Origin of the sequence: Gulosibacter sediminis (assembly GCF_030011715.1) — a bacterium.
In the GTDB taxonomy this organism is placed as follows: Bacteria; Actinomycetota; Actinomycetes; order Actinomycetales; family Microbacteriaceae; genus Gulosibacter; species Gulosibacter sediminis.
The window spans coordinates 40,618-60,171 of sequence record NZ_JASCYH010000011.1; the positions used below are offsets into that span (position 1 = coordinate 40,618).

The 19,554-nt window shown below is 64.4% G+C and carries 29 protein-coding genes and 1 pseudogene; 14 read left to right on the forward strand and 16 right to left on the reverse strand.

Annotated features, from left to right (window positions below):
- Nucleotides 1–346: 346 nt before the first annotated feature.
- Together QM019_RS05530 and QM019_RS05535 are read left to right on the forward strand one after the other, a co-directional pair.
- A complete protein-coding gene (locus QM019_RS05530) occupies nucleotides 347–1,891 on the forward strand; it encodes an MFS transporter (RefSeq protein ID WP_282852196.1) in 1,545 nt (514 codons plus the stop codon).
- Between the two features lie 44 nt (nucleotides 1,892–1,935).
- A complete protein-coding gene (locus QM019_RS05535) occupies nucleotides 1,936–2,445 on the forward strand; it encodes a TetR/AcrR family transcriptional regulator (RefSeq protein WP_268898533.1) in 510 nt (169 codons plus the stop codon).
- Between the two features lie 12 nt (nucleotides 2,446–2,457).
- On the opposite strand, the pseudogene QM019_RS05540 reads toward QM019_RS05535, so the two are convergent.
- A pseudogene (locus QM019_RS05540) lies at nucleotides 2,458–2,583 on the reverse strand (VOC family protein); the annotation flags it as partial.
- A 48-nt stretch (nucleotides 2,584–2,631) separates the two neighbouring features.
- On the opposite strand from QM019_RS05540, the gene QM019_RS05545 reads away from it, so the two are divergent.
- Both QM019_RS05545 and QM019_RS05550 read left to right on the forward strand, forming a co-directional pair.
- Entirely contained in the window at nucleotides 2,632–3,384 is a 753-nt protein-coding gene (locus QM019_RS05545; RefSeq protein WP_282852198.1) for a helix-turn-helix transcriptional regulator, read from the forward strand.
- 113 nt (nucleotides 3,385–3,497) lie between these two features.
- Nucleotides 3,498–4,295 (forward strand): VOC family protein, encoded by a 798-nt coding sequence (locus QM019_RS05550; protein ID WP_282852199.1) that lies wholly within the window; start codon nucleotides 3,498–3,500, stop codon nucleotides 4,293–4,295.
- A gap of 92 nt (nucleotides 4,296–4,387) precedes the next feature.
- Here the strand turns inward: QM019_RS05550 and QM019_RS05555 are convergent, their stop codons facing one another.
- Nucleotides 4,388–4,732: a YrdB family protein gene (locus QM019_RS05555; protein WP_282852200.1), complete on the reverse strand. Its 345-nt coding sequence runs from the start codon at nucleotides 4,730–4,732 to the stop codon at nucleotides 4,388–4,390.
- Nucleotides 4,733–4,804: 72 nt separating this feature from the next.
- Nucleotides 4,805–6,106, reverse strand: coding sequence for a condensation domain-containing protein (locus QM019_RS05560; RefSeq protein ID WP_282827738.1), 1,302 nt, complete (start codon nucleotides 6,104–6,106; stop codon nucleotides 4,805–4,807).
- A gap of 45 nt (nucleotides 6,107–6,151) precedes the next feature.
- Here QM019_RS05560 and QM019_RS05565 point away from each other — a divergent pair, with 45 nt between their 5' ends.
- Entirely contained in the window at nucleotides 6,152–6,961 is an 810-nt protein-coding gene (locus QM019_RS05565; RefSeq protein ID WP_282852201.1) for an alpha/beta fold hydrolase, read from the forward strand.
- Between the two features lie 428 nt (nucleotides 6,962–7,389).
- Nucleotides 7,390–7,731, forward strand: a complete 342-nt coding sequence (locus QM019_RS05575; protein ID WP_282852202.1) for a YciI family protein — start codon at nucleotides 7,390–7,392, stop codon at nucleotides 7,729–7,731.
- A gap of 5 nt (nucleotides 7,732–7,736) precedes the next feature.
- On the opposite strand, the gene QM019_RS05580 is transcribed toward QM019_RS05575, so the two are convergent.
- Nucleotides 7,737–8,009, reverse strand: a complete 273-nt coding sequence (locus QM019_RS05580; protein WP_282852203.1) for a hypothetical protein — start codon at nucleotides 8,007–8,009, stop codon at nucleotides 7,737–7,739.
- 352 nt (nucleotides 8,010–8,361) lie between these two features.
- Here QM019_RS05580 and QM019_RS05585 point away from each other — a divergent pair, with 352 nt between their 5' ends.
- Entirely contained in the window at nucleotides 8,362–9,354 is a 993-nt protein-coding gene (locus QM019_RS05585; protein WP_282852204.1) for a bile acid:sodium symporter, read from the forward strand.
- Between the two features lie 50 nt (nucleotides 9,355–9,404).
- Entirely contained in the window at nucleotides 9,405–9,749 is a 345-nt protein-coding gene (locus QM019_RS05590) for a DMT family transporter (RefSeq protein ID WP_282852205.1), read from the forward strand.
- 242 nt (nucleotides 9,750–9,991) lie between these two features.
- On the opposite strand, the gene QM019_RS05595 is transcribed toward QM019_RS05590, so the two are convergent.
- Entirely contained in the window at nucleotides 9,992–10,366 is a 375-nt protein-coding gene (locus QM019_RS05595) for a hypothetical protein (protein WP_282852206.1), read from the reverse strand.
- Between the two features lie 62 nt (nucleotides 10,367–10,428).
- Between QM019_RS05595 and QM019_RS05600 the strand changes: the two genes are divergently transcribed.
- Both QM019_RS05600 and QM019_RS05605 read left to right on the forward strand, forming a co-directional pair.
- A complete protein-coding gene (locus QM019_RS05600) occupies nucleotides 10,429–10,896 on the forward strand; it encodes an SRPBCC family protein (RefSeq protein WP_282852207.1) in 468 nt (155 codons plus the stop codon).
- Between the two features lie 250 nt (nucleotides 10,897–11,146).
- Entirely contained in the window at nucleotides 11,147–11,479 is a 333-nt protein-coding gene (locus tag QM019_RS05605; RefSeq protein WP_282852208.1) for a phage tail protein, read from the forward strand.
- 6 nt (nucleotides 11,480–11,485) lie between these two features.
- Here QM019_RS05605 and QM019_RS05610 read toward each other — a convergent pair whose 3' ends face one another.
- The 5 genes from QM019_RS05610 to QM019_RS05630 form a co-directional block, all read right to left on the reverse strand.
- Complete coding sequence (locus tag QM019_RS05610; protein WP_282852209.1) at nucleotides 11,486–11,779, reverse strand: DUF6176 family protein; 294 nt, start codon at nucleotides 11,777–11,779, stop codon at nucleotides 11,486–11,488.
- 286 nt (nucleotides 11,780–12,065) lie between these two features.
- The gene (locus QM019_RS05615; protein ID WP_282852210.1) at nucleotides 12,066–12,350 is read right to left on the reverse strand and encodes a PIN domain-containing protein; all 285 of its coding nucleotides are present in this window, start codon (nucleotides 12,348–12,350) and stop codon (nucleotides 12,066–12,068) included.
- Complete coding sequence (locus QM019_RS05620; RefSeq protein ID WP_282852211.1) at nucleotides 12,347–13,216, reverse strand: M23 family metallopeptidase; 870 nt, start codon at nucleotides 13,214–13,216, stop codon at nucleotides 12,347–12,349. The genes QM019_RS05615 and QM019_RS05620 overlap by 4 nt, the downstream gene beginning before the upstream one ends.
- Nucleotides 13,213–13,752: an ArsR/SmtB family transcription factor gene (locus tag QM019_RS05625; RefSeq protein WP_282852212.1), complete on the reverse strand. Its 540-nt coding sequence runs from the start codon at nucleotides 13,750–13,752 to the stop codon at nucleotides 13,213–13,215. Before QM019_RS05625 ends, QM019_RS05620 begins: the two co-directional genes overlap by 4 nt.
- Before the next feature lie 232 nt (nucleotides 13,753–13,984).
- Entirely contained in the window at nucleotides 13,985–14,422 is a 438-nt protein-coding gene (locus QM019_RS05630) for a bleomycin resistance protein (RefSeq protein ID WP_282852213.1), read from the reverse strand.
- A 274-nt stretch (nucleotides 14,423–14,696) separates the two neighbouring features.
- On the opposite strand from QM019_RS05630, the gene QM019_RS05635 reads away from it, so the two are divergent.
- From QM019_RS05635 to QM019_RS05650, 4 genes are all read left to right on the forward strand, one after another.
- Nucleotides 14,697–15,170 carry a hypothetical protein gene (locus QM019_RS05635; protein WP_282852215.1) on the forward strand — a complete coding sequence of 158 codons (474 nt, stop codon included), beginning with the start codon at nucleotides 14,697–14,699 and terminating at the stop codon, nucleotides 15,168–15,170.
- Between the two features lie 2 nt (nucleotides 15,171–15,172).
- Complete coding sequence (locus QM019_RS05640; protein WP_282852229.1) at nucleotides 15,173–15,385, forward strand: helix-turn-helix transcriptional regulator; 213 nt, start codon at nucleotides 15,173–15,175, stop codon at nucleotides 15,383–15,385.
- Between the two features lie 260 nt (nucleotides 15,386–15,645).
- Entirely contained in the window at nucleotides 15,646–16,071 is a 426-nt protein-coding gene (locus tag QM019_RS05645; RefSeq protein ID WP_282852230.1) for a tetratricopeptide repeat protein, read from the forward strand.
- Between the two features lie 197 nt (nucleotides 16,072–16,268).
- Nucleotides 16,269–16,703 (forward strand): hypothetical protein, encoded by a 435-nt coding sequence (locus tag QM019_RS05650; protein ID WP_282852217.1) that lies wholly within the window; start codon nucleotides 16,269–16,271, stop codon nucleotides 16,701–16,703.
- Between the two features lie 138 nt (nucleotides 16,704–16,841).
- Here the strand turns inward: QM019_RS05650 and QM019_RS05655 are convergent, their stop codons facing one another.
- The 6 genes from QM019_RS05655 to QM019_RS05680 all read right to left on the reverse strand — a co-directional run bounded on the left by QM019_RS05655 (nucleotide 16,842) and on the right by QM019_RS05680 (nucleotide 19,437).
- Nucleotides 16,842–17,540, reverse strand: a complete 699-nt coding sequence (locus tag QM019_RS05655; RefSeq protein WP_345961016.1) for a GNAT family N-acetyltransferase — start codon at nucleotides 17,538–17,540, stop codon at nucleotides 16,842–16,844.
- Nucleotides 17,470–17,874, reverse strand: coding sequence for a type II toxin-antitoxin system VapC family toxin (locus tag QM019_RS05660; protein WP_282852219.1), 405 nt, complete (start codon nucleotides 17,872–17,874; stop codon nucleotides 17,470–17,472). The genes QM019_RS05655 and QM019_RS05660 overlap by 71 nt, the downstream gene beginning before the upstream one ends.
- Nucleotides 17,871–18,152 carry a type II toxin-antitoxin system Phd/YefM family antitoxin gene (locus QM019_RS05665; protein ID WP_249387681.1) on the reverse strand — a complete coding sequence of 94 codons (282 nt, stop codon included), beginning with the start codon at nucleotides 18,150–18,152 and terminating at the stop codon, nucleotides 17,871–17,873. Before QM019_RS05665 ends, QM019_RS05660 begins: the two co-directional genes overlap by 4 nt.
- A gap of 81 nt (nucleotides 18,153–18,233) precedes the next feature.
- The gene (locus tag QM019_RS05670) at nucleotides 18,234–18,785 is read right to left on the reverse strand and encodes a GNAT family N-acetyltransferase (protein WP_282852220.1); all 552 of its coding nucleotides are present in this window, start codon (nucleotides 18,783–18,785) and stop codon (nucleotides 18,234–18,236) included.
- Nucleotides 18,782–19,207: a type II toxin-antitoxin system VapC family toxin gene (locus QM019_RS05675; protein WP_282852221.1), complete on the reverse strand. Its 426-nt coding sequence runs from the start codon at nucleotides 19,205–19,207 to the stop codon at nucleotides 18,782–18,784. Before QM019_RS05675 ends, QM019_RS05670 begins: the two co-directional genes overlap by 4 nt.
- Nucleotides 19,204–19,437 (reverse strand): FitA-like ribbon-helix-helix domain-containing protein, encoded by a 234-nt coding sequence (locus tag QM019_RS05680; protein ID WP_193127612.1) that lies wholly within the window; start codon nucleotides 19,435–19,437, stop codon nucleotides 19,204–19,206. The genes QM019_RS05675 and QM019_RS05680 overlap by 4 nt, the downstream gene beginning before the upstream one ends.
- Nucleotides 19,438–19,554: the final 117 nt, after the last annotated feature.

Below are 19,554 nucleotides of genomic sequence, written 5' to 3' on the forward strand. Positions count from 1 at the left end.
CAAACCTCAGATTGCGGTTCTGCACGACCATGCTGCCCGGAGTGAAGCTACCACTGGTCCAGTTGCAATATGGAATCGCCCATGCAGTCGGGATGTCGCTGAAGTCATCGCTCACGGTGAGTCAGCCCGAGTCACTAACTCGGACGTCGAACTGGTCGCCGAAGTCCGCGCCGAGCCCTACGGTATCGACCCGAGATGCGGCATCGAACCGTGCGAGCCCGGTGCCTTCGACACCCGGTAGCGCATCCTTCTCGGCACGGAATTGCACGGTCGAACCGCCCCGATTTCGACGTGGCCCGACCATACACTCTTCCGTACCGACCATTTGATCTGTAGAATTGACTGCATGTTCGAATTGTCAGCTCCCAAGCACCGTGCTGGCGCCCGCGAATGGGCCGCGCTCGCGGTGCTCGTGCTCGCCGTGACGCTGCTCGCAATCGACGGCACCGTGCTCTCGCTGGCCGTTCCGTCGCTCAGCGAATCACTGCATCCCACCGCGACCCAGCTGCTCTGGATCGGCGACATCTACTCGTTCGCCCTCGCGGGCTTGCTCATCACGATGGGGAACGTCGCCGACCGCATCGGACGCAAGAAACTCCTGCTGCTCGGCGCGCTTGGCTTCGGCGTCGCGTCGGCGGTTGCAGCGTTCGCGCCGACCGCCGAGGTGCTCATTGCCGCCCGCGCGGTGCTCGGCCTCAGCGGCGCGACCCTCATGCCGTCGACACTGTCGATCATTCGGCACATGTTCCGCGTGCCGAAGCAGCGCACCCGCGCGATCGCCATCTGGTCGGCCGGTGCGGCCGGCGGCGCTGCCCTTGGCCCCCTCGTCGGCGGCTTCCTGCTCGAGCACTTCTGGTGGGGCTCGGTGTTCCTCATCAACATCCCCGTCATGATCGTGCTCGTCATCGCCGGCGCCTGGCTGCTGCCCGAGTCGAAGAACCCGACCGCGAACTCGATCGACGTGCTCTCGTCGGTGCTCTCGATCACGACGCTCGTGCCCATCATCTACGCGGTCAAGGGGCTCTTCAGCGGCGACTTTGGCGTGATCGCCATTGCGATGCTCGTCGTCGGGCTCACGAGCGGCTGGTGGTTCATCCACCGGCAGCGGCACCTCGCAACGCCGCTATTCGACCTCGAGCTCTTCAAGGTGCCCGCGTTCCGCGGCGCGGTCGTCGCGAATGGCCTGTCGATCTTCGCGCTCAGCGGGCTGCTGTTCTTCTTCTCGCAATACCTCCAGCTCGTGCGCGGCCTGGAGCCGCTGCAGGCGGGGCTCGTCGAGCTCCCGGCGATGGTTGCCTCGATGATCGTCGTCGTGTTCGTCGGCATGTTCGTGGGTCGCCTCGGCATGGGTGGCAGCATCGGCATCGGCCTGCTCGGCGCCGGCCTCGGCCTCGCGGGTATCGTCGTCGCCGAGGGACTCGAGGGCTTCGTCGTGCTCATCGCAGCGCTCGTCATCGCCGGCTTCGGCATCGGGCTCGCCGCGACCGTCTCAACGGATGCGGTGGTCGGCTCAGTCCCCCGAGCTCGCGCCGGCGCCGCCTCGGCGATCTCCGAGACCGCCTACGAGCTCGGCGTTGCCCTCGGCATCGCGATCCTCGGCTCGATCATGACCATTGGCTACCGCCAGCGGCTGCCCGACCTCGGCGAATTGCCGGGCGACACGCAGCACGCGGTCACCGAGTCGCTCGCGGGCGGACTCGAGGCGCTCGGCGACACGAACGCCGGCCTCGTCGAGCAGCTGCAACATGCGTTCACCGGTGGCATGCAGTTCACGGCACTGGTCGCGGCGGGTATTCTCGTGGTCGCCGGCATCAGTGCCTGGCGCACGATCCCTCGCAAGTTCGAGGTCGACGAGCAGACCGGCACGATTGAAGTGGTGACGCAGCGGTGACGAGCGAAACAACACGCAACTCCGAGCGTACGCGGCGAGAGATCTTGACCGCAGCGCGAGACGAGCTCAAGGTGCGAGGCATGGCCATGTCGCTGCAGCATGTCGCGACCACCGCTGGCATCTCGAAGAGCGGCCTGTTGCACCACTTCGCGAGCAAGAATGAGCTCCTCCTCGCCGTACTCGAGGAGTACCTCGTCAACATCCGCCAGGGTGTGCGCGACTACGTCGATCTCGCCGAGAACCGCCCCGGTAAGACGCTCCGGGCGTACGTGCGAGCCCTGTGCGATCCGGAGTCGACGCTGCGGGTGGAGTTCGGGAACTTCGCCGACATCAGCATGCACCTCGGCGATGTCCAGGGCGTCGACGCTCTGGAGGAAGAAGACAACCTCTACTGGCGGGAATTTCTCGCGAACGATGGGCTTGACCCCGAGCGCATCTTGCTCGTGCGCTATGCCGCCGAGGGCCTCGCGAACGCGAGCTGCTATGATCCCGCCGTGTTGGCCGAAGATCTGCCGCGCGCGCTGCCCATGCTGCTGCGCATGACCGAGGAGTAGCTACCCGCCGCCCTACTGGGTGAGTTGTTCGGCGAGCATGACGATGATGCCGCTTGGCCCGCGCAGATACGTGAGCAAGAGAATCTCGCGGTAGTTGGCGACACTGCGCTGTGGCGTGCAGCCGTGCCGGGCGGCGATCGCGCGCGGTCACCGAGGGTTCCCACAGGCATGCCCTACACTCGCGGCGTGACCACCGAAGCAGCTGCCGCACACCTGGCCGCGGTGGATGCGGCAGTCGAGTTCGCGATTGAGCGGCGTGGCTTGCTCACTGCCCGCGACCTTGCCGACCATGCCGGTTACAGCCCGTTTCACTTCTCACGGCTCTTTCTCGCCCGCACCGGAATTGGCCCCGGGCAATACCTCTCTGCCCTGCGCATCGACGCGGCGAAGCGGCTGCTGCTCGCCGATCGCGACCCCGTGATCGACGTCGCGGCGGCGGTCGGCTTCGACTCGCTGTCGAGCTTCAGTCGCCGGTTCAAGGAGTCGGTCGGCGTGGCTCCCGCGCGACTGCGCCGGCTCGCCGACGAGGTTGCCGACCGCCCGCCACAGCCGTTCGCGCTCGTGCCGAATACTCCGGCTTCGGCCCGCGTGCGGCTCGAGCTTCCTCCGGACTTCAGCCAGCGTGGCGACGCCAGCATCTGGGTCGGCTGGTACCCGCAGCCTGCGCCGATCGGCCTGCCGAAAGCGGGGATGCTCGCCGCCGGAGTCCCGGAGGTCTCGCTACCGCTGGCGCCGGGCGCACCGTACCTGCTCGGGTTCGCCGTCGCGGCGCACAGCAACGCACCCGAGCAACTTGTCCCCGCACGGCCGATGGTCGCGGTGCATCCGGGCCCAATCGCCGGGCCGTGCGACGTGACGTTGCGATTCGCAGGCGCAACGCACGCACACGTGCCGCTGCTGTCAGCACTGCCGGCGCTGTGCCGGCACATTCGTGTGTGATGCGCTCGAAACTCCCAAGACCGCAAATTAGGACAAACCTCGCCCGGGTCACATTCATACAGTAGGCATCAGAGCGCGGCACTAGGGCCGCGCTACAACCACTAGGAGGAATCATGGCTCGCGAACTCGGCACCTCGACCTGGCTCGACCTCAACTCGACCGACTTGGCCGCCGCCAAGGAGTTCTACACCGGCCTATTCGGTTGGCGTTTCGACGACGCCGGCGAGGCATTTGGCCACTACAACATGGTCTATAGCGGCGACGCACTTGTTGGTGGGGCGATGGACGTCGCCGGCATGACCTGCCCGGCGGGCGACCCACTCCCCTCGTCGTGGGGCGTCTACCTCGCGGTTGACGATGTGGATGCCCGGGTCGCGACGGCGCTCGAGCACGGCGCCACCGTCGTGGTCGAGCCCGGTGATGCCGGTGACTCCGGCCGCTTCGCCGTGGTCCTCGATCCGACCGGGGCCGCGATCGGGCTTTGGAGCGCCGGGACGATCGACGGCTACGAGTTCACCGGCAACCCGGGATCCCCCGTGTGGTTCGAAGACATGAGCCTCGAGTTCGATCGCTCGAGCGAGTTCTACACGAAGGTGTTCGGCGCCAACCTCGTGCCGATGGGCGAGCCGATGGAGGGTGACAGCTTCCGCTACGCGACGAACGGCACGCCCGACAGCGCAACCTGGGGTCTCTGCGACGCTGCCGGCTTCATGCCCGCCGAGGCCGCGGGCTGGCGCATCTACTTTGGTGTCGAGGCGAGCGACGCGGCCATCGCCCGCGTGCAGGAACTCGGCGGCAAGGTGCTTGACGGGCCGACCGATTCTCCCTTCGGGCGCATCGCCACGATCGCCGACCCTACCGGCGCGACCTTCCAGATCTCGGCCATGAGCGAGGCGGTCCCCGAGGCCTAGCCCGACTTGCGGTCCGGGCCGCTCCGGCGCATTCGTTGTCGGGGCGACCCAGCGATGCCAAGCCGGTCGGGTGCTTCCGACCGGTCATGTCGTCACCGCGCGAACGGTCCGAAGTCGACGAGTGCTGTGTTCACTGCGGCGACGACGCCGAAGGCGATGCCCCAGCCGAGGTTGGTGATGATGCCGAGGGCCACCGCCCCGGCGCCGAGAATCACTATCCTCAGCACAATCTCGAGCACGGGCACGTCGAACACCGACTGCGGTGAGACGAAGAGTGCCCACAGGGCGACGGCAACTACCAGGACGGCGACGAGGCCGACCCATTGGTGCAGGAGCGGTCCACCGGAACCGAGCTGCCATCCCCAAATCCCGAGGCTGACGAACGCGACCACCTCGACGAGAAACGCCACGACGTCGTTTGCGTTGACGTCGCCCATGTCGCTCCCTCGCTCAGGTGTGGTGCTGCGTCGGGTGATCCCACGTTGGCGCGGTAACGCGCTCCCAGCTTGCTAGGCCGAGACGGCCACTGTAGCCGCGCTGCGCATCCGCGCGACGAGGTCGTCAAGCCAGGCACCGACGTTCTTTCGGGCCTCGGGTGTGTCAGGGAATCGGCATCGCAGGTGAATGCCGGCGTGGTCGGTGATGAACCAGATCATCACGCCGTCGGTGCGAATGCCGGCGCCGATGTATTGCGCGTCGAGTGCTTGCGGATCGAGTGACACCGGCAGGCGGCGCATGTCGAGCCACGACACCGCGAACATGCCGGGCACCTCGGGCATCCCACCCCAGGGCGCCATGATCTCGTCAAGCGGATGCGAGCCGAGGCGCAGCGACTCCTTGATCGCGGCCGAGCAGACAGCTGGGTCGGCATCGTCTGACTCGAGGATCGAGTTAGTGATGAACCAGCCGACCGAGTCATGCCAGCGATCCTCGTATCTGCTGTGCACCGGGAACAGCGTGCGCAGCGGCACACCGGCGAGCGCCCGCGTCGTGCTCGTCATCGCCGAGATGGTCAGTGCGAGCGCCGAGCCACCGCGTTGCCGAGCCGCGTCGGAAAACGCGGCGAGTCCGTCATGGTCGAGCACGTCGCGCACCACCACGCGTTCGGGCTGCGGCGTCGGTTCGCCGAGCGGCAACGGGAAGGCAGGCATGCCGCCGTTGCCGGCGGCGATGAGTTCGCGCCAGCGCTCATGAATCTCGGCGGGTGCGGCCGGGCGGTCGCGAAGTGCTTGCGTGTGCTCGGCGAAGGCCGGGGCGACTTTGCGCGTCGGTCGCTGGCCGGCACGCACGTCGGCGAGCGCGTCGAATAGGTCGCGGACGATGACGAGCATCGACCACATGTCGACGTGCGTGTGGTCAGACGCGATGACGAACGTTGGTCCGTCGGCCGTCTCAATCACGCAGAGGCGGTGCGACGGCCCCGACAGCGGGCGGCAGTGCGCATCCAGCACATCTTGGAGGGCCGCGTTCATGGTCTGTCCTGGCGCGACCTCGTGTTCGACCCAGTTGCCGGGACCAAAGGACACCTCGTGCAGCGTTGGAGTGCCGGCACCGTCATTGACGAACGCGGTGTGCAGCGTGCCGTGTGTCGCGACCACCGCTTGCCACGCTTCGGCGAGGTCATCGCGATCGACCTGCGCGGTCAGCCGAAACGTAATACCCATCCAAGAGCCGGAGCGGTCGCCGAGCCCGGCATGCCGCGCCTGGTCGAAGGATGCGGGGAGGGCGCGCCCCAGCGCCGCCACCGGGAGTTCGTAGCTGTGCAACGGTCCGAATGGCAGGTTGAGGTAGGACACGTGCGTGAGACGCATGGCGCTACTATATGCGCAACACAGCGCGGGTAGGACGGCGGCGAAATGCACAAGTTTGAGGTTGACGGGGCACGACTAGCCTGGGCATTTAGCGATGAAGACGGCCAGCCGGTGGTGCAGTTGCACGGCCTCACGTCTAGCCGTTCGCGCGACCGGGTGCTCGACCTCGACCTGGGCCGTGGGCTTTCTGGCACCCAGCTGCTCCGCTACGACGCGCGTGGCCACGGGCATTCGACCGGCCGCCCGGTGCCCGACGACTACCGCTGGACCACGCTCGCGGACGACCTGCTGCGCCTGCTCGACTACTGGTTCCCCGGCGAACAAGTGCACGGGGTCGGCCCGTCGATGGGCACCGGTACGCTGCTGCACGCCGCGGTACGCGAGCCCGATCGCTTCAGCGGCTTCACGCTGCTGCTGCCACCGACCGCCTGGGAGACCCGGGCCGAGCGTGCCGACGAGTACGAACGCGCGGCAAAGTTCATCGAACAGCACGGCGCCGCGCGGCTCATCGCCGCGCACCGCTCGATGGAGCAGCCACCCGCCTCGGTCGGGCACCCCGACAGCGTGCCGCACGTGAGCGAGCAGTTGCTGCCGTCGGTGTATCGCGGGGCCGCGCTGAGCGATCTTCCTTCGCCCGAACAGCTCGCGTCGCTGACCCAGCCGACGACGGTGCTCGCGTGGATCGACGACCCGGCGCATCCGGTCTCAACCGCCGAGGCGCTCGTATCGCTCATGCCCAACGCGACGCTGCAGATCGCCTCGACCCCCGCGGATGTGCAGGAGTGGCCGGCCGTACTCGCCGCGGACGTCGCCCGGGAACACGGCTCGGACGTCAACGACGAAGGCGTCGACTGAGCCTTCGTCACCACCGACGACTTCAGCTGCATCCGGCCGAAACTGACCCACGGCGTCGGGGTCCACTCGTGCCCGCACACCGGGCACACCAACGGCGCTCCCTGCTCATAGGTGTAGGCCTCCGAGTACTCGGGGTAAGGGGGAAGCGTTACCTGGTCAGACGCGGAATTGCACCTTCACGGTGGTGCTTGACGCCCGTAAGATTACGCTATCGCTGGCCTCGGCTCGCGCGCTGCCGGCGTCGAGGTCACTCCCCACGCTCAGCAGCGGCCCCGCGCGGACGGCTCCCAAACCCGTTGACCGCGCAGCAGATCTGCGGGTGCGCAAGGCACCTCCGGGTCTGTGGCGTAGTGTCGCCGAACAACCACGCCGCGTCCTGGCGCCGTGGACTGGCGTCCCTGAACGCCGACGTTGGAAGGGCACACGCGATGCCGCAGTACATCATTTACTTCAACCAGCAGTGGGTCGGCGAGCATAGCCTCGAGTGGTTTGCCGAACGCGGCCCGCTCGCCACCGCTGCCGTCGAGGAGATGCGGAAGGCCGGGGTGCTCATATTTGCCGCAGGCGTCGATGACCGCGTGGATACGGCGGTCACCGCCGAACCGACCGGCGCCGGGGCAAAGATTACAAACGGACTCTTCGCCGAGTCGGAGCAGCACCTCGGTGGCTTGACGCTCATCGAAGTCGCGGACGACGCTGCGGCCGCCGATTGGGGCGGCAGGCTGGCCGAGGCCTGCGGCTGGCCGCAGCAGATTCGCCGCGTCGACTGACCGAGCTACAGGATGGGCGTCGTGGGCTCGAGGAGCTTGCCTTCGTGCGACCAGATGTAGATCACGTCGTCGCCCGGCAGCAGGACGAGAGCGTCGCCACTGCCGTCGCCGTTGTCGTCCTCATCCTCGGCCTCGGCCTCGGCCTCGGCACCGTTGTCCGCGAGCAGTCGTTCGCGAAGCGTTGCCGGGAGAGTCCGGCCGAGCGACCAGAGCGGTGCACTTTCAGACCTGCGCGACCGCCGCGAGCGGATTGGTGACGAAGCCCCATCCCTCGACAAGCACGAGCTCATCGTGCCTGGCCCGCGCCTGTTCGTCGCCGCTGCGATCTGCGAGCCGGTCACTTCGTCACCTGGGATCTCGACGCTTCGCCCCCATACCGATGAGGTTCTCCATGAAACACACCGGGCGAATAACTATGGCGTGCAGGCCGAGCGAAGCAAGGTGCTTCTCAGTTTCACGCTTCGACTCAAAGTGTCCGATTCCCGAGTTTCGCTCCGCTCCGCCGACGCGGCCTGGGCGCCGCCGGTGCGACGAAGCTGCGGGCATGCTTTCACGACGAGATCACCAACATCATGACCGTCACGACGAGCGCAGTGCATGGGTGAACCAGATGTGCCAGATTGGACTCACATGAGCGCGGGCGTGAGGTGGATGGAGCGGCATCAGATCGTGCTCTACGTCGCAGGGATCGGCGCAGGGGTAGCCTGTGGCTTACTCTGGCCGACTGTGGCGGGCCGCGCCGAGGTAGTGGTTCAGCCCATCCTCGCGCTGTTACTGTTCGTCACCTTCCTTGGAATCCCGATGCGCAAGGTTGGCAGGGGGCTTCGCGACTGGCGGTTCCTCTCGACGGTGCTGGTGCTGAATTTTGTGCTGGTGCCGCTCGTGGTCTGGCCGCTTTCGCGGTTCGTCGCGCACGAACCGGCGTTGCTCGTCGGCGTGCTCGTGGTGTTGCTGACGCCTTGCGTCGATTACGTGATCGTGTTTGCACGGCTCGCGGGCGGTGACGCGCAACGGCTTCTGTCGGCCGCACCGATCCTCATGCTCGGGCAGTTGCTCCTGCTTCCGGCCTTTCTCTGGATCTTCGTCGGGCCCGGTGTCGTGGGACCCATCGAGCTGACGCCGTTCATCGAGGCATTCGTATTCATCATCGCGCTACCGCTGTTGGCTGCAGCTCTGACGCAGGCCGCCGCCGCTCGATGGCGGGCGGGACGGATGCTCGAAGCCGCAGGCAAGTGGGCCATGGTGCCGCTCATGGTCGCCACTCTGGCCGTGGTCGTGGCGTCTCAAATCGGTGGTGTCGGTGCGCGCCTTGGTTCGCTCGTCGTTGTGGTGCCCGTGTTCGTGGCCTTCGTCGTCGTCATGGTGCCGATCGGGATGCTCGTAGGTCGCATCGCCAGACTCGAGACCTCGGGACGGCGCGCCGTGGTGTTCAGCGCCGCAACGCGAAATTCACTCGTGGTGTTGCCGCTCGCGCTCGCGCTTCCGGCGACGTTGAGTCTGGCGCCGCTCGTTGTTGTCACACAGACGCTCGTCGAGCTCGTGGCGATGGTCGTGCTCGTTCGGCTCGTACCGCGACTCCTGCCCGCGGCCGAGCGGGGTTCTCGCATGCGCGATCATGGGTAGCGCCGGGCACGCCGCGGCAATGCTCGACGAGAGGAACACTGCTTGAACCGGTGGCTGCTGTTGAGTGGTGCGATCGTCGCCGAGGTCACCGCAACGCTCTCGCTCCGGGCGACGACCGAGCATCAGGATTCCGCAAAAAACGGTGGCTCGCACCGATCGCACTCTGCTACTTAGCCGCATTCACGTTTCTCGGGCTCACGCTGAGTTCGGGGATGCACGTTGGCGTGGCCTACGGCCTCTGGACGGCGATCGGCATCGTGCTCGTCGTCGTCGCGGCGCGCGTCATTTGGAATGACCACTTGAGCCGACGGATGCTCGTCGGAATCGGTCTCATCGTGATTGGTGTTGTCTTGATCGGGGTCGCGTCCGCGGCCGAGGTACCTATTTCCCGTTGACCTCGGCCTCTTCTGACGAACCCCGATCTACGCGGAGTTTTGACTGCCGACGGTACAAGTCGGCGCGATCGCGTCGATCTCGCGCGCAAAGATCAAATATTCCGAGCGCAACACCTTCCTGCCGCATTTCTCCGGTCCGGAGGTACCAGGCGCTCGCGCTCTCGTTGGGCGGGACCGGCATACCGTGGATCGGCCACTTCCAGTCGCCTTGCACGATCGATGCTGACACGCCAGCGTCAAGTTCATTTGCTTCTGACGCATCGGACAAGCGCAAGGTTGGTGTCGTTCGAATCCGACCCACACCGTGCCGTCATCGCCAACAGCATCTCGGCATGCTGCCCGAAAAACAGGGCGGATGGATTAACCCATTTCCACGGTTGCATTTTTCTCGAAGTAATTGGCACGGCACGCGACATTTGGTGGGCATTCGGATCGACCGGAATGAGAATTTCGGAAGTCTTGTCGCTCGGCGAAGCCCCAGCGGACCTATAGATGATGCCGTCCAGCAACAAATACTGACCCCAATCAAGTGGGATCAGCTGCCTTGCCTTTTGCTGGCCCCCGCTCATGGCATCACCCTCTGACGCATCAATCTCGAAGCTCTCCGGCACGCGCATGCCGCGCGACGATGACGTTGCGAGACCTAGTTCGCGGTCACGCCCCTTTGTACCCTAGGCCCATGCCGCTCTTGCGCTCCGAAGCCACCAATACGGCGCTGCGCCTGTCCTGGTCGCTCGGCGCATCGGCCGACGCGGTCTGGACTTGTCTCACGAACCCGCCGCACCTGCGCCTGTGGCTCGGAGATATTGCCGACGGTTCGGTTGCAGAAGGCGAGACCTTCGCCATCGACCACGGCGACGGCTACCAGTGCCGCTCAGCCGTCGAGTTGTATGACGCGCCCCGTGCGTTGACCTACTCGTGGACCTTCCCGGATGAGCACCGGACGCTGGTCGCATGGACACTCACGCCCCGCAGCTCGGACACGGTTCTCGACCTGAACCACACCGGTCTCGACGAGCTCGTGCGCTCGTATTTCAGCGGGTGGATGACTCACCTCACATTCCTCGAAGGAGCCGCGGTGGACGCGCCGATACCGAGCCAGATGTTTTGGCCGCTGCACGACACCTTCGCTCGCCTGAACGGCTGATGCGCGCCCGGCAAGACGCGTGCGCCTGAGTTAGAGGTCGTCGGTGCGCTTCAATCGCTTCCGCAGCGTTTCTAGAGCGACGAGGACTTCTTCGCATCCCTGTTCAGAGAGCGGCACCACGGTTGATTCGTGGGGATCCCGTAGTCGAGCTCGGCATCGCGCAGGTAGCCGACAACGAGTTTCTCGAGGCGTCGGCTCTCGTGACGGATCTTGTGCTGCGTGCACGCGCGAGCAGGTATAGCTTGAACTCATGCCACGCGTCGTCGACTTTGTGAACGTAACCACCGCCGGGCTGGAGTCTTCGCCCATCCCCGACGCCCTTGCGGGCCTCCGGGCCAATGAGGCGCGCTACATGCACAACAAGTACGACATCACCTTCACCACCGAGCCTGCGGAGGGAACGGAAACCCTCGCTTGGGTGACAAAGATTCTCGCCGACGGCCGCAAGCGCGCGGTTGGCTTCAAGCTCTCCGACGGCATGGACGTGCCCAACGAGCTCGGCTCGTTCAAGTTCGCCCGGCAGAAGTCGAAGCTTGCCGGCACGATCCGTGGCTCCTACTTCGTGATCAAGGGCGAGCACTGACGCACCTCAATCCCCGCGCGGCCTCATGGCCGCCTCGACGCGACGCGGCGACATGTGTACCCGCGTAGTCAGGTCTTCGCCGGGGAAGATCTCGTCGATGCATTCTTGCCAGAAGACGACGTGATGTTTGTCGAGCCAGTGTTCGGAATGGTCAGCTGACTGCCCGTTCTCGCCCTGCACGCTGTACCAGTAGAGATAGTCAACGCCGTCCACGACTTCGTGGAAGATCGTCTCGACATACATCTCTTCCGGTTCGAGAGTCTCCCGCACAGCATCCTGATTCGCGTTCAGAAATGCCATCCACTCATCAACTTTGGCGCGCCCCTTCTCGCACCCGAAACCGGGTTAGCTCGATTCGCATACGACCACCCAACCATGCGAGGTGCGTCGCCGACGAGTTGAATCACGAACATGGCGGGCGGGCGGGCGACGTTTACGGGGCGCTCCACGGATTGAGGATCGGTACGTCGAGTGCGGCAAAGTCCTTGACGTTGCGCGTCACAATGGACAGGCCATGAACCGCAGCCGTCGCCGCGATAAGTGCGTCGCGTTCAGGGCGCGGGTCCGGCACGCGAAGGCGGGCTGCTCAACGAGCAACCGGGACATCGACGGGCAAGATCCGCCCGGCGAATGCATCCAGCAACTCATCGTCAAGCCAGGCATGCAGGCGCTCTCCCTGCAGCGCGTCGCGGCGCGCGATTCGACCAATGCCGACCTCGACCTCCAGCACCGTGATTGCCGACAGATACAGATCCGACGGCGCGCGGCGAGCTACCCACGCTCGCACGCGAGAGTCGGCCAGCCTCGCAGACTTTCGCAGTTCGTCGCCGGAGGTTCCAACCTCATATTGGGATTCCTGGCCCAGCATCATCCCTCAGCGGAAGTTCTCGCGCGTCGCGCGACGAGGTGCCCTCCGTTCTCCGGAAGAGCAGTGGCAGTGGCTTCATCGTTCTCGGAGATGTTTGAAAAACTCATCGGAATTCCTAAACCTGTCCAAAACGACGAGCGGTCCATCAGCTGAGCATGCACATGGGGCTCGCTGCTATTGCCCGAGTTGCCGCAATACCCCACGAGACCACCAGCGCTGACCCGTTGCCCGTTCGACACCGCCAAAGACCCCTGCTTCAAGTGCGCCACGACCGCATAGACTCCGTCGTCACCGCGAATAACTAGATGGTTTCCGATCACGAACCCTGGGCCACCCAACTCCCGAAGTGCGCCTTCGATCATCATGTACACGATGCCCCACCCATTCGATCGAGCGCGGTGATCCCGCCGCCAACCAGAAGCGCGGACCACAGTGCCTCCGATCATGGCGTACACCGGTTGCCCAAACGTGGGGTACCTATTCGGGTCGCTCATCATGGCCCGGCCAAACTCGGGACGGGGCGCTTGAATATCGTCGTACACGAGGTCGATTGCATAGGCTTGTCCGTACGCCCGAACACCATGGCTCGGAACGGCAGACGCCGGACTATTCAACGCCTGCCAGCGTCCGACAACGGGAGCAAGCACAGATCGTGTAGATTCCTGCGGCAGAAGACGTGGAACCGAGAACGTCAGCACGACACAGAGTGCGGCAATCGCCATGGCGACCCAGACCACCGCGTTCCGATACGGCAATATCGCTTCGACAGTGACAAACCGGCCGAGTACGGCATTGCCGATGAGAATCCCGGCTGCCGAAAAGTAAAGCGACCCGCGCACACGATAGATCGCACGCACGACACGCATCATCGTCCCGCACCTGTCAGGCATGCAAGCAACGGAACAATGCGGGCTGCAGGAACCTCGTAACTCCCTCGCGCACTCTGCCGCACCCAGCCAGCCGCGACGAGCTGCCGTAAGTGATGGTGCAGTTTCCCCGTGGTTCCAAGCGACGCGATCTCAGAAAGTTCCGCGGTTGTATGCACGCCCGAGAGGATGTGCCGAATGAGTTCCAGGCGTCCGGGGTGCCCCAGCGCGCTGAACGCCCCAGCGAGGTCTGACCAGTCGGTTTCAAGCAGACCGTCACTGCCAGTACTCTGCTGCCATGCAACGGGTGCGCCGTCAGGCAAGTTAAGGCTGCCGACAATCATGACCGCACCACCGACCGTACTGGGGTGATCCTCACGTCGCGCTTGCAGTTCGCGAAGCGCCCAAAACTGCTCCTCGTCAGACCCTGGAGTCGAAATCGAGATCCGCGGCTTGTCTTCCCACTCGGATTCAAGCTGCCCCACACGCTCGCTTAGGTCAGAGAGCTGTAAGCGGAGGTCTTCAAGATCACGTCCCATACTCCAATAGTACGGTACTCCAGATAAGCAAACTAACCTTTAGCGATGGCATCACCCAAAAGCGAGCTTCTTCCAGTCGTAGCCCCATTGAGAGCCCGAACGCCGGACCTCGCTGCGGGGTCCGGCGTTCGCGCCAGAGGTTGAACCGGAACGCGACTCCACGTTGAAGCGGAACTCCGCCGGGTCACGTCACCATTAGCGGTGTCGTTGAGTCGCTGGGGCAGCGCGCGCATCAGTCCGCGCGTTCACGCCGTCCAATCGAGCTCTGGAACCGAATCAGATACCCATCCGGGTCCATCACGAGGAACTGACTAACCCCGGCTTCCTCGGCGTCGCTGACGCGATACCACTTCGTCTCGGGCTCCATGAATAACGCCGAGCCCACGTCACGAAGAGCACTCAAGATGGAGTCGATCTCAGGGACGCTAATCTGAAAGTTGATCCCGCGACCGAAGGGCTGGACAAGTTCACCCGTGAACCAATTGCGCCCTCTCCCGCGCTCTTCGAGCATGAGGTGGGCCGTCCCACGCGCGATGTAGGCGAACCCCTCTTCGGGTCGGTCGTACAGCACCTGGAAATTGCACAGGCCGCACCAGAAATCGAGGCTCGCGCGCACGTCAGAGACCAGAATCTCTGGCACCAGGTCAGGTTCGAAATCAGGCGTAGACACAGGTTAACTCTGCCAGGTTCGCAGGACTCGCGCCGCTCAGTCGTATATGTGGCTCAGTGCGTTGCGTCTCGCTTCGCTCGCCCAACGACCGGAGCGGGCTACACGTTGAAACGGAACTCCACCGAGTTCCGGCACATACCAACCTCACGCGCGAGGAGGCAACCGGCCGGAATCCCGAGAAGGCGAACTTGCGTAAAGCGAGCTATACACGTCAAGCTAGCTTCACATGTCAAACAAGCTTCACATGTCAAACAAGCTTCACATAGGAGAGTTCATGAACACCGAGTCACACAACGACAGCCGCACACGTTGGGGCCGTGTCAACTTCGCCGGAGGGCATGTCCCCGCGATGGCGGTTGCGATCCCTGCGGGATTGATCCTGGCCATCGGAGTCGGCGCACTGACGCTCTTGACCAAAGTCGCCCAGGGCGATCAGGCTCTGGTCATCGCCGGCGTATTCGCCCTCGTGATGTCGTGGGGTTTCATCGGCCTCATCTGGATACTGGTAGTGGATCGCTCGACTCTGCGGGGCGCAATCGACAACCCGGATGAGTCGATCGAGTCGAAGTGGCTCGACTCCGCGATGGCGGGCGCGCTCCGAGACACGATCACGTTGACCGGACTCACCCTCGCGGCTCTCGCCATTACCGGCTTCGATCTCGATGTCATGTGGGCCCTCATTGGAGTGATCGGGATCGCCTTCTTCAGCACCGTTGTGCGCTATCTCATGGCGAAGAAGCGAGGCTGATGATGAAGAATTCCCTTCAGAAACGCCGACTGGACCGCGGCTGGTCACAACAGCACCTTGCCGACGAGCTCGGAGTCTCCCGCCAGACCGTCATCTCCATCGAGCGTGGACGCTTCGACCCGTCATTGCCGCTAGCCTTCCGTCTGGCAGCGGTCTTCGACTGCAGGATCGATGAACTCTTCGATCCCCAAACCGAAGACCCTCATCCGAGTTGACACCCAGCATGCGGCCTAGGCGATGGCAAGGTTGAAGCGGAACGCGACTATACGTTGAAACGGAACTCCACCGAGTTCCGGCACGGAGCAACCTCTGGGTCGAGCGGCGATGGTGCCGCCCGCTCGACGAAAACCGTCGACAGGCTTCGCGTCGTGGCAGAGTTCGTGCGATTACAGCAGAAAGTGAACAGTGGGAAGCAGCCGTCGCCGATCTCTGGGGGCGCTTCGACTCCTTCGATCGAGACCGCGGCGTGGCAGCGATGCAGGCTTTGGCTGATAGATGCCCGGCTGAGGACGGCAGGGCAGAGTTCGAACGCGCGGGCATGTACGACTCGATGGGATTCGAGACTGAAGCCGGCGCAGAGTACGAGCGCACTCTTGAGCTCGGTCTCAACCACGACAGGCATGCACAGCTCCCCGTCCAGTATGGATCGACACTCCCTAGTCTCGGCCGCCTGGACGAGGCAATCGCCGTGCTGCAAGCCGCCCCGATGCACGCAACGACGGGCTCCGCGCCTCGTGTCGGGCTCTCTCTGGCTCTCCACAGTGCTGGACGCAAGGACGAAGCCCTCCGGGTCGCCATCGAGGCACAGATAGACGCGCTGCCGCGCTACCAGCGCTCGATGCACAACTACGCCGCCGCCCTCACCGAGTCTGCAACGTCAGACGAATCGGCCAAACGTTGACGCGGAACTCCGCCGCATTCCGGTACGTACAGCCGTCTGTCTGCCACCAGTGCCATTCGCTATGCATCATCCGTTCCCGCAGGACCTGCACGGCTCTCCGCCCTTCATCAGGTCTCAGTATCCCGACTCGCTGTCCAGCTCCGCGGCGCGCTTATCGTGGGGCCACGCCCCCCGCCGAGCTGATAGCGTGAACGTCCATGTGCGCGATCAATCTCTGGGCGGTGAACGCCGCGGCCTTCACCACCGAGTTCCAGCGATTCACCACGGAACGGCTCAGCGTCGCGCCCGTCGCCGAAGAGATGAGCATCGGCTCTAGCCGTGTGCGCAGCTCTTCGCGCGTCTTCACCCTGACAACACGCATGTGCGACTGCGACTCGCTGATCGGCCGGCGGGCCGATCCTGCCCTCGAGGACGAGATCAGCGCGGAACGCTGGCTCGGCTGGCTTCGCGAACTACCCGATCATGTCCCGCATGTCTCCCGCATCGCCGTCCTTCGCGCGTGGAACCCCGGAAACGATGTCATCACCCCGCAGCGATCGCGCAGCATCCGGATCGGCGAACTCGATGAGACGATCCTGCGCGACATCCGCGATGACATGCTGCTGACGCTCGACTATCCACGAACCTGGTAGAAGACGATCGCCCCGGTCGCCATCGACGACCGGGGCGATGCACGCAGAAGCGGCAGGTCACACGTTGAAGCGGAACTCCACCACATCGCCACAGATAGGAACGACCCCGGACCTGTGGGAAACGCCGGGCAGTGCACCCTAGCGTTGTTCCCAGTCTGATCGGGACAACGCGAAGCGTGAGTACGTGGAAGTCACCCCGAGAAACATGTCGTCATCACCTGCGCCGGTGCGCGTCATGCCGATCCGCTCCAGCACGCGGAGCGAACCGACGTTGGCGTCGACCGCCTCCGCCCATACGGACGAGAGCTTGAGCACGTCGAACCCATACTCGAGCCCCGCCGAGGCCGCCATTGTCCCCAAGCCTCGACCCCACCGAGAGGAAGGACCGATGACGAAGCCGAGTTCGCGTGTGCTCTGCTCATCGCCGTGGAGGTCCACGTATCCCACGACGTCATCTCCCGACACGGCAGACAGCCGGACGAGCTGGGGATCCGGAGCTGCGATGAATGCTACCCACCAGACAGTCAATTCCTCGACCGTCGCACGGCCGCTCCACCCGGCATGAGCAAGAAACACCGGATCAGATGCCCAATCGGCGAACGTGTCGGCATCAGACACGTCCATCGGCCGCAGGCGCAGTTTTATGAATGACAGTCCGTGCGATGCATCATGTATCGGCCCTCCTCGGATCGGAATGCCGCATCTGCCTGCGGATAGTTTGCCGCGACAAATGAACGCGCACGGTCCACGAATTCGTTCACTCGGATCACCCGACCGCGCCAGGGGAGATGACATCGAGCCCAGCCGTCTCTGCCGCTTCCCCAAGCCGACGGTCATAGGTCAAGACAGCATCCGCGTCAAGACGAATGGCAGCCTCTAGATGCAAGGCATCAAGAGTACGCAGATACTGCATCGGCAGGAAGCCAGCGGATCGATACGTTGCGCGGTCGAGGGCCGCCAGCGACACACCCTCCAAGAGTGCGCTCACTTTCGACTGGTCCCGGCCTTCCCGGACCGCCATGCGACGCAGTTCGGTCTCAAGAAGATCACTCGAGACAAGGCACGCATCCTCGCGATCAAGCCAGTTCACTAGCTCTTGAGTCTCGGGCTGAGCAACAAGCAGTGCGCCGAGCGCGGACGTATCGACATACACCAGCGGAGCGGTACTCACACCCGGTCTCCCCGCAGTTCGTCGAGGATTCGGTTCATCGGCCGGTCGCGGTCAGTCGGCTGAGGCTTCAGGTCGGACCAACCACCGACTCGCTTGGCCGGTCGCGAGATGGGTAGCGCGGACGGCGGGGCATCGAGCGGAACGATGCGCCCGACGGGGATACCGCGATTGGTCAGCACGAACGAATGCCCCTCGCTCACCTCACGCAGCACGCGTCCAGATTCGTTGCGCAACTCGCGCTGCGAGAGGCTCTCACTGTGTGCTTCAGCCGTACTCATGCACCAATCGTAGCACCCGTGCTACACGTTGAACCTGAATTCAACCGCGGTCCGGCACGGAGAACCATCTGCAGTCAGCGACTACCAAGCCCGCCCGCGCAGGTCGACGTCTCCGTCAGGCCATGTCTCGAGCGGGGCTATTGGCAGGATGAGGATCGGCGGGCCGAGCTCGTCCACGACAGATTCGCCATCACGCCCGATCGACTTCTCGCGAGCAAGGATCCTCTTCCAACCACATGACTCGTAGAACGGGACGACTTGCTCTCGACAGGCCAAGTAGCCGAACGCGAGGCGACCGCGATCGCGCATCGATTGCGCTGCCCAGCTCATGAGTTCGCGCCCGAGACGCATCCCTCTTGCATCAGCGGAGATCAAGACACCGCCGACTCCCGCGATCGCGAGGGTCTCCGTACCGACAGCGATCTCGCGGTGCGCCCATCCCACGTGGCCAATGACGCGGCCTTCGATCCGCGCCATGATGTGGACATCATGTGACGCGTAGCCGTATGGCTCTTGTGGATCCCACTCTCCGAACTCCTTGAGGTACTCGTTGTCGAAGAGCAGCCGAAGTTCACCCAGATCGGCCTCAGTGAGTTCCTGGTGGGCGAGGACCTCGATCGAATGACGCTTCACGCGTCCACCTTCCATGGGTCCACCAGTTCGACGCCGGTGTGCTGGAAGTCCTTCACATTGCGCGTAGCGCAGGTGGCCCCGTGCGCCAGGCAGATCGCGGCGAGCTGGGCGTCGGCTGTACTGACCGGCGCGCCTGCTGCCTCACGCGACGCGAGCACCTCCGCGTATCGCTCCGCCGCGTCAGTATCGAAGGCGAGCACCGACCGGCTCCCCCGATACGGCGCTACCGCTTCATCGATCCTCTGCGCCAGCTCGTCTTTGCGTTGGCCGTTCTGGAGCCTGCGCACACCGGCAAGCAACTCCGCGAGAGTGATGGAAGTGATCGCGACGTCGCCCGTCAAGGACACAAGCCACTCGATGACACGAGGCTCCGGAGAGGGCCGAAAGATCTCCGAGATGACGTTCGTGTCGAGGACGATCATTCGAAGTCCGCCGCCCTTGCAACATCATCGCGCGTCGGAATCGGCAACTCGTCAACCCCTTCGACATCCCGTGCCGCAGACAGAAGAGCCATGCCGATGTGCGGCCGTCGAGCGGCCTTCGTGAGGATGTCGCGGACCTCGGCCTCCATGGACCGCCCGTGCTCCTTCGCCTGCGATGCGAGCTGCTGCTTCACGTGGTCATCGAGACCGCGCACGATGATGGATGACATCCGGGCCACCTCCTTCTGCTATCAACCATGATAGCGCAGATGGCTGGATGCGGACAGCCCAGAACAAGCCAACGAAGCCCCGCTGATCACGAAGATCGACGGGGCCCGCGGAGCAGG